General features: G+C 76.3%; 14 protein-coding genes. 1 reads left to right on the forward strand and 13 read right to left on the reverse strand.

The features are described 5' to 3' along the window. Positions 1 to 96: 96 nt before the first annotated feature. The 13 genes from LO771_RS02300 to argC all read right to left on the reverse strand — a co-directional run bounded on the left by LO771_RS02300 (position 97) and on the right by argC (position 15,054). The gene (locus LO771_RS02300) at positions 97 to 921 is read right to left on the reverse strand and encodes a methionine ABC transporter permease (protein ID WP_230647793.1); all 825 of its coding nucleotides are present in this window, start codon (positions 919 to 921) and stop codon (positions 97 to 99) included. Then, positions 918 to 1,943, reverse strand: a complete 1,026-nt coding sequence (locus tag LO771_RS02305; protein WP_230647794.1) for a methionine ABC transporter ATP-binding protein — start codon at positions 1,941 to 1,943, stop codon at positions 918 to 920. The genes LO771_RS02300 and LO771_RS02305 overlap by 4 nt, the downstream gene beginning before the upstream one ends. Positions 1,944 to 2,464: 521 nt before the next feature. Further along, positions 2,465 to 3,127, reverse strand: coding sequence for an HAD-IA family hydrolase (locus LO771_RS02310; RefSeq protein WP_230647796.1), 663 nt, complete (start codon positions 3,125 to 3,127; stop codon positions 2,465 to 2,467). Positions 3,128 to 3,251: 124 nt separating this feature from the next. Continuing rightward, positions 3,252 to 3,776: a GNAT family N-acetyltransferase gene (locus LO771_RS02315; RefSeq protein ID WP_230647798.1), complete on the reverse strand. Its 525-nt coding sequence runs from the start codon at positions 3,774 to 3,776 to the stop codon at positions 3,252 to 3,254. Between the two features lie 393 nt (positions 3,777 to 4,169). Continuing rightward, positions 4,170 to 5,021: a hypothetical protein gene (locus tag LO771_RS30955; protein WP_304944748.1), complete on the reverse strand. Its 852-nt coding sequence runs from the start codon at positions 5,019 to 5,021 to the stop codon at positions 4,170 to 4,172. 118 nt (positions 5,022 to 5,139) lie between these two features. Then, positions 5,140 to 6,429: a glycerophosphodiester phosphodiesterase gene (locus tag LO771_RS02325; protein WP_230647800.1), complete on the reverse strand. Its 1,290-nt coding sequence runs from the start codon at positions 6,427 to 6,429 to the stop codon at positions 5,140 to 5,142. A gap of 598 nt (positions 6,430 to 7,027) precedes the next feature. Beyond that, positions 7,028 to 8,470 (reverse strand): argininosuccinate lyase, encoded by a 1,443-nt coding sequence (gene argH / locus LO771_RS02330; protein WP_230647802.1) that lies wholly within the window; start codon positions 8,468 to 8,470, stop codon positions 7,028 to 7,030. Positions 8,471 to 8,575: 105 nt separating this feature from the next. Next, the gene (locus LO771_RS02335) at positions 8,576 to 9,772 is read right to left on the reverse strand and encodes an argininosuccinate synthase (RefSeq protein ID WP_230647804.1); all 1,197 of its coding nucleotides are present in this window, start codon (positions 9,770 to 9,772) and stop codon (positions 8,576 to 8,578) included. A 164-nt stretch (positions 9,773 to 9,936) separates the two neighbouring features. After that, positions 9,937 to 10,482 carry an arginine repressor gene (locus LO771_RS02340; protein WP_230647805.1) on the reverse strand — a complete coding sequence of 182 codons (546 nt, stop codon included), beginning with the start codon at positions 10,480 to 10,482 and terminating at the stop codon, positions 9,937 to 9,939. A gap of 28 nt (positions 10,483 to 10,510) precedes the next feature. Further along, positions 10,511 to 11,713, reverse strand: coding sequence for an acetylornithine transaminase (locus tag LO771_RS02345; RefSeq protein WP_230647807.1), 1,203 nt, complete (start codon positions 11,711 to 11,713; stop codon positions 10,511 to 10,513). Next, a complete protein-coding gene (gene argB / locus LO771_RS02350) occupies positions 11,710 to 12,690 on the reverse strand; it encodes an acetylglutamate kinase (protein ID WP_230647943.1) in 981 nt (326 codons plus the stop codon). The genes LO771_RS02345 and argB overlap by 4 nt, the downstream gene beginning before the upstream one ends. 124 nt (positions 12,691 to 12,814) lie before the next feature. Then, complete coding sequence (gene argJ, locus LO771_RS02355) at positions 12,815 to 13,960, reverse strand: bifunctional glutamate N-acetyltransferase/amino-acid acetyltransferase ArgJ (RefSeq protein WP_230647944.1); 1,146 nt, start codon at positions 13,958 to 13,960, stop codon at positions 12,815 to 12,817. 65 nt (positions 13,961 to 14,025) lie between these two features. After that, positions 14,026 to 15,054, reverse strand: coding sequence for an N-acetyl-gamma-glutamyl-phosphate reductase (argC, locus tag LO771_RS02360; RefSeq protein ID WP_230647809.1), 1,029 nt, complete (start codon positions 15,052 to 15,054; stop codon positions 14,026 to 14,028). A gap of 261 nt (positions 15,055 to 15,315) precedes the next feature. Between argC and LO771_RS02365 the strand changes: the two genes are divergently transcribed. Next, entirely contained in the window at positions 15,316 to 15,936 is a 621-nt protein-coding gene (locus tag LO771_RS02365; protein ID WP_230647811.1) for a DinB family protein, read from the forward strand. Positions 15,937 to 16,157: the final 221 nt, after the last annotated feature.

Consider the following 16,157-nt stretch of genomic DNA (forward strand, 5'->3'; position numbering starts at 1 on the left):
CGCGGGGACGCGTGCCGGGGCGTGGCGGGTGCCCGCCGGGCCGGGAGGGCCCGGTGGGCAGGGTGGGACCGGTGGGGGGTGGGACCGGGACCGGGGCTAGTGGGAGGCGGCCGGCTCCGGGACGGCGCCGCCGTCCTCGGAGGGACCGGCGGGCCCGGGGTCGGGCGTCCCCCCGCGGGGGGCGGTCCGCACGGCGTGCGGGGCCCGGGCGGTACGGACGGCTGCCGGGCGCCGCCGCAGCAGCCGGACCGGCCCGGAGCCGCGGCCGCGGTGCGCCAGGGCCCGCGCCGCGAGGTCGCCGAGCGCCTGGACGAGGGCCACCAGGAGGACCAGCTCGACCACGATGACGGTCATGAAGTCCGTCTCGAAGCGCATGTAGCCGTAGGTGTAGGCGAGGTTGCCCAGGCCGCCGCCGCCGACCGCGCCGGCCATCGCGGAGTAGCCGACCACCGCGATGACGGTGGTGGTCAGGCCCGCGACGAGGGACGGCAGCGCCTCGGGGACGAGGACCTTGCGCACCGCCGTCCAGGTGGAGCCGCCCATCGCCTGCACGGCCTCGACCAGGCCGCCGTCGACCTCCCGCACGGCGGTCTCCACCAGCCGGGCGAAGAAGGGGACGGCGCCGACGGCCAGCGGCACGGAGGCCGCCTGCCAGCCCAGCGAGGTGCCGACGACCCACTTGGTGAACTGGGTGAGCGCCAGCATCAGGACGATGAACGGCAGCGAGCGGCCGACGTTGACGACCGCGCCGAGCACCCGGTTGACGGGACGGTTCTGCAGCAGCCCTCCCCGGTCGGTGAGGACGAGCAGCACGCCGGCCGGGAGACCGGCGAGCAGCGCGACCAGGGTGGCGGTGCCGACCATGGAGAGCGTCTCGCGGGTGGCGGTCAGGAGCAGGGGCTGCATCTCGGCCCAGGTCATGCGGCGTCCTCCGTACGGTCGGTGACGACGTCCACCAGCAGTCCCTGCTCGCGCAGGTAGCCGATGGGGACGGCGTTCTCGTCGTGGCGGCCCGGCAGCTCGATCCGCATCCGGCCGATCTGGCGGCCGCCGACGGTCTCCACGGCGGCGCCCAGGATGCTGAGGTCGACGTGGTGGGTGCGGGCGAGCTGGGATACGAAGGGCCGGGCGGCGGTCTCCCCCGGGAAGGTGATGTCCAGGACGGTGGCGTCCGGGCGGCCCGCCGGGAGGTCCCCGAGGGGGAGGACCGCCCGGGCCAGCTCGGAGCCGGGGGTGGCGAGCAGGTCGGCGAGCCTGCCGGACTCGGTGATCCGGCCGCCGCGCATCAGCGCCGCCGAGTCGCAGACCGACGTGATGACGTCCATCTCGTGCGTGATCAGCAGGACGGTGAGGCCGAGGCGGCGGTTGAGGTCGCGCAGCAGCTCCAGGATCGACCGGGTGGTCTCCGGGTCGAGGGCGGAGGTGGCCTCGTCGGAGAGGAGCACCTTGGGGTCCCCGGCCAGGGCGCGGGCGATGCCCACGCGCTGCTTCTGGCCGCCGGAGAGCTGGGCGGGGTAGGCGCCGGCCTTGTCGGCGAGCCCGACCAGGTCGAGCAGGTCGCCCGCCCTGCGGCGGCGCTCGGTGCGGTCCAGGCCCATGATCTCCAGCGGCAGCTCGACGTTGTCGCGGACGGTGCGCGAGGAGAGCAGGTTGAAGTGCTGGAAGACCATGCCGATGCTGCGGCGGGCGGCGCGCAGCCCCCGGCCGGCGCGGGGGCCGCGGCCGGCCAGGGCGGTCAGCTCCAGGCCGTCGACGGTGACGGTGCCGGAGGTGGGCCGCTCCAGCATGTTGACGCAGCGCACGAGCGTGGACTTGCCGGCGCCGCTGGTGCCGACGACGCCGTACACCTCGCCCTCCTGCACGTGCAGGTCGACGCCGTCGAGGGCGGTGACGTCGCGGCCTCGGACGCGGTAGGTCTTCCTCAGGTCTGCGGTGGTGATCATCAGGTCTGGTCCACGGGTCGGGCGCACGGCGGCTCGGGGCCGCGGCGCGGGGCGTGCTGATGCCGGGAAGGGGGCGCCGGGAGGGGGTGCCGGGGAGGGGCGGAGCAGCGGGGCTCCGGCCCTGCCGTGCCGTGCCGGGGTGCGGACGCGGGCGTCCGCGGCGCGGCGGGCTCAGCGGCGGCGTGCTCCGGGGGGCTGCGCACGGCGGGCGGCCCTGCGGCGGAGGACGGCGGCCGGGCGGAGGCGGGGCGCGCGGAGGGGGGTGAGGTCCAGGTGCATGTCAGGAGGGGGCAGGGCGCCGGCCGGTGCGGCGGCGCGCGGGGGTCTCGCTTCGGGGCGCGAGGCTGGTACGGGGACCCTCAGCAGGCACACATTCGACGGCACAGGGCACGACCGGCTGCCGGCGCGGTGCCGGCGGGAATGCGGTGTGTCGTCGTGGTCATGGGCCCCAGTAAACCAGACGGGCGATCTGCTGCCCACATACCGGCCCCGGATGTCCGCATGGCGGACAGGGGCGCGGCTCAGGCGGCCTCGGCGCGGACCCGCAGGCCGCCGGGCACCACGGCCGCCCGGACCCGGTCCAGGCCCTCCACCACGGCGTCGGCGGCCAGGTCGGAGGCCGGATGGGTGGTGGTGACGGCGATGCTGCGCATCCCGGCGGCACGGGCGGCCGCCAGGCCCGCCGGGGCGTCCTCCAGCACCACGCAGGAGGCAGGGTCCGCGTCCAGCATGCGGGCGCCGAGCAGGAAGGGCTCCGGGTCGGGCTTGCCCCGCACCACGTCGTCGGCGGTCACCAGCACCGGGGCGGACAGGCCGGCCGCCTTCAGCCGCACCTCGGCCAGCCTCCGCGTGGCGGAGGTGACCACGGCCCAGCTGCCGGCCGGCAGCGACTCCAGCAGCTCCGCCGCGCCCGGCAGCGCCACGGTGCCCTCGGTGTCCGCCACCTCCAGCTCCTCGATCCGGCGCAGCGCGGCGTCGAGGCCGCCCCCGGCGAGGCGCTCCGGCGGGAGCAGGTCGCCGATGATCTCCACCGCCGGGCGGCCGTGGGTGGCGATGCGGGCGAAGTCCGCCGGGGTCAGCCCGTACTCGGCCGCCCACGCCAGCCAGCAGCGGACGACCGCCGGGGTGGAGTCGACCAGGGTGCCGTCCATGTCGAAGAGCAGGGCGTCTGCGGCGGTGTCCATGATCCCCGAGCCTACCGGCGGGCCGCCGCCGGGCAGGGCGCCGGAGGACGTGAGGACGCCCACAGCGGTGCGCTCCCCCGCCCTCGGCGGGCGGGGGAGCGCACACGGCGGCGGACGGCGGGCGTCAGGCGCTGGCGGCCAGGGCGGGCCCCGGGGCGGACGCCTGCGCGGGCACGGCGGGCTTCTCCAGGATCACGAGGCTGAGGCGGCGGCTGACCTCCTCGACGCCCGCCTCCCGGTAGCCCAGGCGCCGGTACAGCCGCTGGCTGCCCAGGCTGCGGTGGCCGGTGATGAGCCGGTACGCGGTGACCGGGCCGGACTCCGCGAGCCGCTCCTCCACCGCCTGCAGCAGGCGGCTGCCGAGGCCGTGGCGCTGCATCCGCGGGTGCACGACCAGGCGGCCGACGCGGGCCACCCCGTCGTCGCCGAGGCGGCCGCGGACGGAGCCGACGACCTCGCCGCCGAGCCGGGCGACGAGCACGCAGTGCCCGGCCAGCTCCTCGCGCAGGCTGTCGAGGCTCTGCGTGAGCGGGTCGATGGCCCAGTCGCCGTAGAGCTCCGCCTCGCTCTGGTAGCAGAGGTACTGGAGCTTGAGGATCTGCTCGGCGTCGCCCTGGTCGGCGACCGAGATGGTCACGCTCATGCCCATGTGCGCATGCCTCCCCTTCGTGTGTGCCCGGCGCCGGGGTGAGGGTGTGCGCGGGCGGCCCTGACCGGAGGTGGACCCGTGCCGGGGATCGCTCCCGGCCGGGGATGGTGCGCGAGCGTACCGGCCCGGTACCGGCGGGCCGCGGGGTGTGCGGCCCACAGGAGGGGGACGGCCGCGCTCACGCTCAGTATCCGGGCGGTCGCGGTCGCGTCAAGAGGCACGTTCGCCCTGGCATTACCCTCCCGTCGGCCGCCTGCAACCTCCCGGCCCCCGCCCGGCGGAGTGATCTGTGCCACGCGGGGCGGGCGGGGGCGGGCCGCCGCCCCCGCCGGTCCGGCGCCCGGGGGTCACTGCGGCGCGGGCTCACCGCGGGCGGGGTCACCGCGGCGCGGGTCACCGCGGCGCGGCGACGTCGTGGAGGAGGCGGCGCAGGCAGGCGAGGCAGCGGGAACGGGTCGGCCCGATGCTGCCGCGGGGGATGCCGGTCTCGGCGGCGAGCCGGGTGTACGTCATGCCGGGGTCGTCGAGCAGGGCGGTCATCAGGGCGGCGCAGCGGGCGGGCAGCCGGGCCACGGCGGCGCGCACGGCCGCCGGGAGGGACGGGGGCGGGGCCGCCGGGCGGGGCGGGAGCGCGGCCGGGGTCTCGGCCCGCGCGGGGGCGAGGGCGCGGCGGAACTCCTCCAGGGTCAGCGAGCGGAGCCAGCCCTCCGGCCGGGCGGGCAGCGGCGCCCGCGCGGCGTGCTCCAGCACGCGCAGCCAGACGGCCTGCTCCAGGTCGCGGGGGTCCAGCCCGTGGGCGCGGGCGAGGGAGGCCGCGAGCGGGGCGAAGGCGGCCTGGACGCGGTGGTGGGGGGACGGGTCCGGTCCGGGGCGCGGGGGGCGGCCGAGGTCGTGGCGGGCGGGGTCGCGGCGGGCCGGGTCCGGGCGGCCGGGGTCCGGGCGGCGGTTCGGTGCGGGACCGGGGTCCGGGCCCGGGTCGGCGTCCGGCCGGCGCGGGGGGCGGGCGGGGCGGACGGGCTGCGGGGGCCGGCCCGCGTCCGAACGGCGGTCCGACCGCGGGAGGCCGGGGAGGAGGGGCCGGCGGTCGGGGCCCGGGGCGCGGTCGGGCAGCGGGCGCCGCCCGGTCCGGTCGGGCCGGGCGGCCAGGTCGGGCCGGTCTGCACGGTCGGGCCGGGCGGCCAGGTGGGCCTGTGCGGCCTGTGCGGCCTGTGCGGTCCGGGTGGTCTGGACGGTCTGCGTGGTCACGGGTGCCTCCGGGTGGTGGGGCGGCTGTGACCGTGGGGACGCCACCGCCCCGCCCCGGGATGCGGCCCGGGGCGGAACAGTGGGTCAAACCCCCCGAAGGGGTGACATGTTCGACTGTTCAGCCGATACCGTGCGAAGCCCAGAAGTCGGCGCGGGCCAGGACGGCGGTGTCGCTGTTGTCGGTGAAGAAGCCGTCCACGCCGAGCTCGTAGAGCCGGGTCGACCAGGCGAGGGCGTCGCCGTAGGCGGCCGGGTCGGTGCCGCGGCGGAAGTCCGCGGGCAGGAAGCCGTTCTCGTTGCGCACCGTGTACGGGTGCAGCAGCAGCCCGGCGGCGTGGGCGTCCGCGACGAGCGTGGTGGGCGTCCCGAGCCGGCCCGTGGCCTTGTCGGTGGGCACGATCAGCTGCGTGGTGGGGCCGATGCCCTGGGCGTACCCGGCGATCCAGGCCAGCCCCTCGGGGGTGACCAGGTCGGCGACGGTGCGCCGGTCGCCGGCCGCGGTGAAGTCGTACGGCTGCGAGGCCGCCGCGTCCAGCAGCTGGATGCGGGGGTTGCCCACCAGCCGCGCCAGCCGCTGGAGGCTGCTCGGCTCGAAGGACTGCAGGATGGCGCGGCCGTGCCCGCCCGCGTAGCCGCTGCGGCGCAGCTGGTCGGCGAGGCGCTCCTCCAGGGGCAGTCCGATCGAGCGGAAGTACGTGGGGTGCTTGGTCTCGACGTACAGCCAGACGTCGCGGCCGAGGGTGCGGGAGCGGCGGTCGGCGAACTCGATCACCTCGGCGAAGGTCGGCACCGGCCAGCGGCCGTCGTAGAGGGTGTTGTGCTGGCGCTGCTGCGGCAGCCGCTCCTTGGCCCGCAGGGTGCGCAGCTCGGCGAGGGTGAAGTCCTCGGTGAACCAGCCGGTGAGCACCGTGCCGTCGACCGTCTTCGTGGTGCGGCGGGAGGCGAACTCGGGGTGGTCGGCGACGTCGGTGGTGCCGCCGATCTCGTTCTCGTGGCGGACGACGAGGTGGCCGTCCCGGGTCGGGACGAGGTCCTGCTCGATGACGTCGGCGCCCAGCTCCAGGGCGAGCTCGTACGAGCCGAGGGTGTGCTCGGGGCGGTAGCCGGAGGCGCCGCGGTGGCCGATGACCAGCGGGTGCGGGAGGCGGTCCAGGGCGGTCCCGGTGCGCACCGGCGGGCGGGTGCCGCGGGTGCGGGCGGGGGCCCCGGGGGCGGGGACGGCGGGGGCGTCCGCCGCGAGGGCGTCCGGTGCGGCGAGGACGCCGGCGGCCGCGGCGCCCAGGCCGACCGCGCCGGCGGTGCGCAGGAAGCCGCGCCGGGAGGGGGCGCCGCCGGGGGCGTACGGGGCCGGGGACTGCACGGCCGGGTTCTGCGGGGCGCCGGGGGTGCCGGTCTGCGGGTGCGTCATGGTGCTCCTCGGGTCCGGGGGCGGGGGGTGGCCCGGATGGGGGTCCGCCGGGGGTGCGGGGCGGTCCGGGGTGCCGGTACCGCGCCGCAGCGTAGGAGCCGGACCGGAACCGTCCGGTGTCCTGCGGGCGAACCGCGGGGGAAACCGCGCGTAACCGCCCGGACGGCGGCCCCGCGTGACCGGACGGACACGGAACCGCGCCGGACACCGCGCCGGACACCGCGCCGGGGACGTCCGGAGGCGCACCACCGCGCGGCTGCGCTCCCGCCAGGACCGCCCGGCCCGCCGGGCCCGCTCGGACGGTGAGGACCGCAGGGAGGCCGCCCCTGCCCACCGGACGTGCGCGCGGGTCCTCGCCGGCCGGCCCGTCCGCGCCGCCCGTCCGCGCCGCCCGTCCGCGGGCGGCGGGACGGGAGGACGGGCCGGCCGGCGGCGCCGCGCTCACCGCCCGGGCCGGCCGCCGCCCCGCGGCTCGGCCCTCATCGCGCCGACGGCGCCCCCGCAGGCCCTCTCCGCGGAGGGGCGGGGGCGCCCCCCGGACACGGGACGGGGGCGGGACGGCCGCCCGGCCGTCCCGCCCCCGAGGGGTGGCGCTCCGTCACTTCTTCGCGTCGGCCCACTCCTGCTGGACCGCGAGGTCCGCCTTCACCTCGGCGAGCTGCCGGGCGACGGCGGCGGGCGCGGTGCCGCCGCGGCCGTCGCGGGAGGCCAGCGAGCCGCGGACGGTGAGCACCGAGCGGACCTCCGGCGTCAGGTGCGGCGAGACGGCGGCGAACTGCTCGTCCGTCAGGTCGGCCAGGTCGATCCCCAGGCCCTCGCAGACTTTGACGCACTCCCCCGCCACCTCGTGCGCGACCCGGAAGGGCACCCCCTGCCGCACCAGCCACTCGGCGACGTCGGTGGCGAGCGAGAAGCCGGCCGGGGCCAGCTCCTCCAGGCGCTCGCGGTGCACGGTGAGGGTGGCGATCATGCCGGTGAAGGCCGGCAGCAGGACCTCCAGCGTGTCGCAGGAGTCAAAGACCGGCTCCTTGTCCTCCTGCAGGTCGCGGTTGTAGGCGAGCGGCAGGCCCTTGAGGGTGGCGAGCAGGCCGGTGAGGTTGCCGATGAGGCGGCCGGACTTGCCGCGGGCCAGCTCGGCGATGTCGGGGTTCTTCTTCTGCGGCATGATCGAGGAGCCGGTGGAGAAGGCGTCGTGGAGCGTGATGAAGCCGAACTCCTTCGTGTTCCAGAGGATCACCTCCTCCGCGATGCGGGAGAGGTCCACCCCGGTCATCGCGGTGACGAAGGCGAACTCCGCCACGAAGTCGCGGGAGGCGGTGCCGTCGATCGAGTTGCCCGCCGAGCCGCCCTCGAAGCCGAGGTCGGCGGCGACCGCCTCGGGGTCCAGGCCGAGCGAGGACCCGGCCAGCGCGCCGGAGCCGTACGGGGAGACGGCGGTGCGGGCGTCCCACTGCCGCAGCCGCTCGGCGTCCCGGGAGAGCGCCTGGACGTGGGCGAGCACGTGGTGGGCGAAGAGCACGGGCTGGGCGTGCTGGAGGTGGGTGCGGCCGGGCATGGCGGTGTCCGGGTGGGCCTCGGCGAGGCCCACGAGGGCGTGCTGGAGGTCCAGCAGCAGGCCGCCGATGATCCGGGCGTGGTCGCGCAGGTACATCCGGAAGAGCGTGGCGACCTGGTCGTTGCGGGACCGGCCGGCGCGGAGCTTGCCGCCGAGGTCGGGGCCGAGCCGCTCCAGCAGGCCGCGCTCCAGGGCGGTGTGGACGTCCTCGTCGGCGACGGTGCCGGTGAAGGCGCCGGACTCGACGTCGGCGAGCAGCCGGTCCAGCCCGTCCAGCATCCGGTCCAGCTCGTCGGCGGTGAGCAGCCCCGCCTTGTGCAGCACCCGGGCGTGGGCGCGGGAGCCGGCGATGTCGTAGGGGGCCAGCCGCCAGTCGAAGTGCACGGAGGCGGAGAGCGCGGCCAGCGCCTCCGCCGGGCCGTCCGCGAAGCGCCCGCCCCACAGGCGGACGTCTCCGGCGGGGGCGGGGGTCGGGTCGTGCGACACCTGGTGCTCCTTCGGTGCTGGGGCGGGGCTGGGCTGGACGGGCGGGTGGGACGGCAGGGGCCCCGGGGTCCGGACGGACCCCGGGGCCCCTGGGGCAACGCGGGATCAGGCCCGGAGGTCACGCTTGGCCGCGATCTTCGACGACATGCCGAAGATCTCGATGAAGCCCTTCGAGAGCGACTGGTCGAAGGTGTCGCCGGTGTCGTAGGTGGCGAGGTTGAAGTCGTACAGGGACTCCTCGCTGCGCCGGCCGGTGACGACGGCGCGCCCGCCGTGCAGGGTCATCCGGATGTCGCCGGAGACGTGCTGGTTGGCCTCCTCGACGAAGCCCTCCAGGGCCCGCTTGAGCGGCGAGAACCACATGCCGTCGTAGACGAGCTCGCCCCAGCGCTGGTCGACGCCCTTCTTGTACCGGGCGAGCTCCCGCTCGACGGTGACGTTCTCCAGCTCCTGGTGGGCGGTGATCAGCGCGATCGCGCCGGGCGCCTCGTACACCTCGCGGGACTTGATGCCGACCAGCCGGTCCTCGACCATGTCGAGGCGGCCCACGCCCTGGGCCCCGGCCCGCTGGTTGAGCTGCTCGATCGCCTGGAGGACGGTGACGGGCTTGCCGTCGATCGCGACCGGGACGCCCTGCTTGAAGGTGATGACGACCTCGTCGGCCTCGCGCGGCTGCGCGGGGTCCTGGGTGTACTCGTAGATGTCCTCGACGGGGCCGTTCCAGATGTCCTCGAGGAAGCCGGTCTCGACGGCGCGCCCGAAGACGTTCTGGTCGATGGAGTACGGGGACTTCTTGGAGGTGGCGATCGGCAGGTTCTTGGCCTCGGCGAAGGCGATCGCCTTGTCCCGGGTCATCGCGTAGTCGCGGACGGGGGCGATGCACGTCAGGTCGGGTGCGAGGGAGGCGATGCCGGCCTCGAAGCGGACCTGGTCGTTGCCCTTGCCGGTGCAGCCGTGGGCGACGACGGAGGCGCCGTGCTTGTGGGCGGCGGCCACCAGGTGCTTGACGATCACCGGCCGGGAGAGCGCGGAGACCAGCGGGTACCGGTCCATGTAGAGGGCGTTCGCCTTGACCGCCGGGAGGCAGTACTCGTCGGCGAACTCGTCGCGGGCGTCGGCCACCTCGGCCTCCACCGCGCCGCAGGCCAGCGCCCGCTTGCGGATGACCTCCAGGTCCTCGCCGCCCTGGCCGACGTCGACGGCGACGGCGATGACCTCGGCGCCGGTCTCCTCGGCGATCCAGCCGATGCAGACGGACGTGTCCAGACCGCCCGAGTAGGCGAGTACGACGCGCTCGGTCACGGCTTTCTCCTTCACAGTGCGTGCGGGGCGGCACCCCATGCGGTGCTAGGCATAAGTATGCATGAGACCGTATGGAATTCAAAGCGGACGGCCCCGGGCGGGTGACGCCGGGGCCGTCGCGGGGGCACGGGAGCGCCCCGGGGAGGCCGGAGCGCCCGGGCCGCTCAGCCGCTCTTGGACTGGGCGAGCTGCATGAGGTGGTCGGCCAGCTCCTGGCCGCCCTGCGGGTCGCGGCTGATCAGCAGCACCGTGTCGTCGCCGGCGATGGTGCCGATGATCTCGAACACCCCCGCCTGGTCGATGGCGGACGCGAGGAACTGCGCCGCGCCCGGCGGCGTGCGCAGCACGACGAGGTTGCCGGACGCGGTCGCCGAGACCATGAGCTCCCCGGCGAGCCGCGCCATCCGGGCCTCGGTGGCGGACTCGCCCATCGGGGCCCGCGGGGTGCGGTCGCCGCCCTCCGCGGGGACGGCGTAGATGAGCGCGCCGTCCTTGTTGCGGATCTTGACCGCGCCCAGCTCGTCCAGGTCCCGGGAGAGCGTGGCCTGGGTGACCACCAGCCCGTCGTCGGCGAGCAGCTTGGCGAGCTGGCTCTGGGAGCGCACGGGCCGGCGGGTCAGCAGGTCCACGATCCGCCGGTGCCGGGCCGTGCGGGTCTGCGGGACCTGCGGCGTCGGCTGCCCGGCCTGGGGGCGGTGGACATCGGTCATGGGGGACGGCTCTCCTGCCTGGGGTGCTCTACGGTCGTCGTTCGCTGCTGACAGCATCCCGCACACCGTCGAGGATGCGCGGCAGGGCCTCGACCAGGGCGTCCACGTCCTCCTCGCCCACGACCAGCGGCGGCGCCAGCCGCACGGTGTCGGGGACGCAGGCGTTGACCAGGAAACCCGCCTCCTGGGCGGCGTCCTGGACCCGGGCGGCGACGGGCTGCGTCAGCACGATGCCGAGGAGCAGGCCGGCCCCGCGGACGTGGGAGACCAGCGGGTCGCCGAGCGCCTCGACCCCCTTCCGCAGCCGCTCGCCGAGCTGCTCGGCGCGGTCGAGCAGGCCGTCGGCGGCGATGGTGTCCAGGACCGCGAGGGCGGCCGCGCAGACCACCGGGTTCCCGCCGAAGGTGGAGCCGTGCTGGCCCGGGGTGAGCAGGCCGGCGGCCTCGCCGAAGGCGACGGTGGCGCCGATCGGCAGGCCGCCGCCGAGGCCCTTGGCGAGGGTCACGACGTCCGGCTCCACGCCGAGCGCCTGGTGGGCGAACCAGTGGCCGGTGCGGCCGACGCCGGTCTGGATCTCGTCCAGCACCAGCAGGGTGCCGGTGGCGCGGGTGATCTCGCGGGCGGCGGCGAGGTAGCCGTCGGGCGCCGGGACCACGCCGTTCTCGCCCTGGATCGGCTCCACGACGACGGCGGCGGTGGCGGTGGTCACGGCGGCCCGCAGCGCCTCGGCGTCGCCGTACGGGACGTGGGTGACGTCGCCGGGGAGGGGGCGGAAGGGCTCCTGCTTGGCGGGCTGGCCGGTGAGCGCCAGGGCGCCCATGGTGCGGCCGTGGAAGCCGCCGGCGGTGGCCACCATGTGCGTGCGGCCGGTGCGGCGCGCGATCTTGAAGGCGCACTCGACGGCCTCGGCGCCGGAGTTGGAGAAGTACACCCGGCCGGGGCGGCCGAACAGCTCCAGCAGGCGCTCGGCCAGGCGGACCGGGGGCTCGGCGACGAAGAGGTTGGAGACGTGGCCGAGGGTGGCGATCTGCCGGGTGACGGCCTCGACCACGGCCGGGTGGGCGGTGCCGAGGGCGTTGACGGCGATGCCGCCGACGAAGTCGCGGTAGACGTTCCCGTCGGCGTCGGTGAAGCGGGCGCCCTCCCCGCTGACGAGCGGGACGCGGGGGGTGCCGTAGTTGTCCATCAGCGCGTGCTGCCAGCGCCGGGTCAGGTCGGTGTTGCCGCTCATGAGGAACCCCCGTCGGTCTCGGTGGTGGCGGTGGCGGCGGCCGGTCCGGTGACGGCCGCGGCGGCGTCCGCCGGGGGGTCGGGCACCACCATGGTGCCGATCCCCTCGTCGGTGAAGATCTCCAGCAGCAGCGCGTGCTGGACGCGCCCGTCCAGGACGCGGGCGGTGCCGACGCCCTCCCGCACGGCGCGCAGGCAGCCCTCCATCTTGGGGACCATGCCGCTGGAGAGCGTCGGCAGCAGCTTCTCCAGCTCGCTCGCGGTGAGCATGCTGATCACGTCGTCGCTGGCCGGCCAGTCGGCGTACAGGCCCTCGACGTCGGTGAGCACGACGAGCATCTCGGCCTGCAGCGCGGAGGCGAGGGCGGAGGCGGCGAGGTCGGCGTTGATGTTGTAGACGTGGCCGTCCTCGCTGCGGGCGATGGAGGAGACGACGGGGATGCGGCCGTCGTCGAGGAGGGCCTGGACGGCTCCGGGGGCGACCCGGACGATGTCGCCGACCAGGCCGATGTCGACCTGCTCGCCGTCGACCTCGGCGTAGCGCTTGACGGCGGTGAGGGTGTGGGCGTCCTCGCCGGTCATGCCGACGGCGAACGGGCCGTGCTCGTTGAGCAGGCCGACCAGCTGCCGCTGGACCTGGCCGGCCAGCACCATGCGGACCACGTCCATGGTCTCGGCGGTGGTGACGCGGAGCCCGGCGGTGAAGGAGGACTCCAGGCCGAGGCGGTCGAGGTGCGCGTTGATCTGCGGGCCGCCGCCGTGGACGACGACGGGCTTGATCCCGGCGTAGCGGAGGAAGACGACGTCCTGCGCGAAGGCGCGCTTGAGGTCCTCGTCGACCATGGCGTTGCCGCCGAACTTGATGACGACCGTTCTGCCGTGGAAGCGCTCCAGCCAGGGCAGGGCCTCGATGAGGGTGCGGGCCTTGGGCAGGGCGGTGTGGTTGCGGGCCTGGGTGGCGGCCGGCTCGGTGTTCACGGGTCTCCCGCGGGTCGCGGCGGACGGCTGGTCGGGGGCGGCGGCCGGCCGGTCCGGGTCGGACGGCCGGTCGGGTGCGGGCGGCTGGTCGGGGGCGTTCACGACAGGGGTTCCTGACGGGGGCTCAGGTGCTGTAGGCGCTGTTCTCGTGGACGTAGTCGGCGGTGAGGTCGTTGGTCCACACGGTGGCGGACGCGGGGCCGGCGTGCAGGTCCGCCGTGATGACCACCTCGCGTGACGACATGTCGACAAGGTTGCGGTCGTCGCCGGCCTGGCCGCCCCTGCACACCCAGACGCCGTTGATGGCGACGTCGAGCCGGTCGGGGTCGAAGGCGGCGGCCGTGGTGCCGATGGCGGAGAGCACGCGGCCCCAGTTGGGGTCCTCGCCGTGGATCGCGCACTTGAGGAGGTTGCTGCGGGCGACGGTGCGGGCCACGTCGACGGCCTCGTCCTCGGTGGCGGCCCCGGTCACGTCGATGCGGATGTCCTTGGAGGCGCCCTCCGCGTCGCCGACGAGCTGCAGGGCGAGGTCCGCGCAGACGGTGCGCACGGCCCCGGCGAAGGCCGCCGGGTCGGGCGCAACGCCGGAGGCGCCCGAGGCGAGCAGCAGGACGGTGTCGTTGGTGGACATGCAGCCGTCGGAGTCGACCCGGTCGAAGGTGGTGCGGGTGGCGGCGCGCAGCGCGGTGTCCAGCCCGGCGGCGTCGACGTCGGCGTCGGTGGTGAGGACGACCAGCATGGTGGCGAGGCCGGGGGCGAGCATGCCGGCGCCCTTGGCCATGCCGCCCACCGTCCAGCCGTCGACCGTGACGGCGGCGGTCTTGTGGACGGTGTCGGTGGTCTTGACGGCGATCGCGGCCGCCTCCCCGCCGTCCGCGGACAGGGCCTGCGCGGCCTGCTCGACCCCGGGGAGCAGCTTCTCCATGGGGAGGCGCTCGCCGATCAGCCCGGTGGAGCAGACGGCGACCTCGCCGGCGTTGAGGCCGAGCACCCCGGCCGCCTTCTCGGCGGTGGCGTGGGTGTCCTGGAAGCCGAGCGGACCGGTGCACGCGTTGGCGCCGCCGGAGTTGAGGACGACGGCGGAGACCAGGCCGCCCTTGAGGACCTGCTCGGACCAGAGGACCGGCGCGGCCTTGACCCGGTTGGAGGTGAAGACGCCCGCGGCGGCCAGCGAGGGGCCGTCGTTGACCACCAGGGCGAGGTCGGGCGTGCCGGACGCCTTGATGCCCGCGGTGACGCCGGCCGCGCGGAACCCGCGGGCCGCGGTCACGCCGGTGCCGGAGGCCGGGGCCCGGGCGGGCGCGGGGGCGGGGGCGGGGCTGCTGGGAGAGGTCGTCACGGGGCGACTCCGATCCGGGGAAGTCCGAGGCCCTCGGGGAGCCCGAGGGCGAGGTTCGCGCTCTGCACCGCGCCGCCGGCGGTGCCCTTGGTGAGGTTGTCGATCGCGCTGACGGCGGTGATCCGCCCGGCGGCCTCGTCCAGGGCGACCTGGACGAGCGCGGTGTTCGACCCGTACACGGCGGCGGTGGCGGGCCACTGCCCCTCGGGCAGCAGGTGGACGAACTCCTCGCCGCCGAGGGCGTCGGCGTAGGCGGCGCGGACGGCGGCCGCGGTCGTGCCGGGCCGGGCCTTCACGCTGCACGTGGCGAGGATGCCGCGCGGCATGGGCGCGAGGGTGGGGGTGAAGGAGACGGTGACCGGCCCGCCCGCGACCGCGCCGAGGTTCTGCGCCATCTCCGGGGTGTGGCGGTGGACCCCGCCGACCCCGTACGGGCTCATGGAGCCCATGACCTCGCTGCCCAGCAGGTGCGCCCTGGGCGCCCTGCCCGCGCCGGAGGTCCCGGAGGCGGCGACGACGACGGCCTCGGGCTCGGCGATCCCGGCCGCGTAGGCGGGGAAGAGGGCGAGGGAGACGGCGGTGGGGTAGCAGCCGGGGACGGCGATCCGGCGGGCGCCCTTCAGGGCGTCGCGGTGCCCGGGCAGCTCGGGCAGGCCGTAGGGCCAGGTGCCCGCGTGCGGGGAGCCGTAGAACCGCTCCCAGGCGGCGGCGTCGCGGAGCCGGAAGTCGGCGCCGCAGTCGACGACCAGCACGTCGTCGCCGAGGGCCTCGGCGACGGCGGCGGACTGCCCGTGCGGCAGCGCGAGGAAGACGACGTCGTGCCCGGCGAGCACCTCGGGCGCGGTGGGCTGCAGGACCCGGTCGGCCAGCGGCAGCAGGTGCGGCTGCAGCGGGCCGAGGGGGGACCCGGCGTTGGAGTTGCCGGTGAGCGCCCCGATCTCGATCTCGGGGTGGCCGAGCAGCAGGCGCAGCAGTTCGCCCCCCGCATATCCGCTCGCACCGGCGACGGCTGCCCGGAATGCCATGGTCTTCCCTTCTCCGACTGGGCATGAATATACGCATCGCAGAAAATTCATGCAAGGAGTTCCCCCTCCCGGCACGGACGGGCCGAGCACCCGGCTCCGCGGCCGGCCCCGCGGCGGCGGCCGCCCCGGGAACACCTGGGGAACGCCCCGGGAGCGCCCGGGAACACCCGGGAAAAGGAGGGGCGGGGCCGGGCCGGCTGTGGCAGCCTGGCGGACCGGCACTCACGGTCCCGCACAGCCCGCCTCCGCAGGAGCCGCCCGATGACGACACCGCCCCGCCTGGTCCCCCTGCTGGAGCAGTTCGACTTCGCCTGCAGGCGCCTGACCGACCGCATGACGGGCCCGGCCGTGGACAGCGGCAGCGGGACGGACGTCGAGGTCGGCGCCATGAGCGACGAGGAGTACCTCTGGGAGCCGGTGCCCGGCTGCTGGTCGGTCCGGCGGCACACGGAGGGGCCGGGGCCGCGCGCGGCCCTCCTGGTCGGCGCGGGCGCGTGGGGGTACGACGCCGCACCCCCCCCCCACCCCGTGCCGCCGCCCTTCACCACGATCGCGTGGCGCCTGAGCCACCTCACCGGGATGCTGCTCCTCCGCGCCGACCACACCGCCGGCAGCCGCAGCCTGACCCGGGACGACCAGCGGCCCGCCGGGGACGCCGCCGGGGCGGTCGCGGCCTTCCGGGCGGGGGCGGACGCGTGGCGGCAGGCGCTGCTCGGCGCCGACGACGCCGCACTCGACACGGTCGGGCACTGCGCCTACCCCTACGGCAGCGACCCGGAGGACCCGTTCCTGGAGGTCGTCTGGTGGGTGAACCAGGAGCTGCTGCACCACGGGGCCGAGATCGCCCTGATCCGCGACCTGTACCGCGACCGGCCGCGCTGACGCCCGGCCGGTCCGGGCCGTACGGGCAGCGCGGGCAGTAGGGGCGGCGCGGGCAGCGCGGGCAGTAGGGGCGGCGCGGACGACGCGGGCCGTACGGGCAGCGCGGACGACGCGGGCCGGAGGCGGGCGGCGGGCCGCCACGGGGGCGGCCCGGGCACGGCCGCACGGGGCCGACCGCCTGAATCCGGGCGCCGCGGTGCGTCGGACGGGCGACGGCGGGA

The sequence above is a fragment of the Streptacidiphilus sp. ASG 303 genome, assembly GCF_020991365.1.
GTDB lineage: Bacteria > Actinomycetota > Actinomycetes > Streptomycetales > Streptomycetaceae > Peterkaempfera.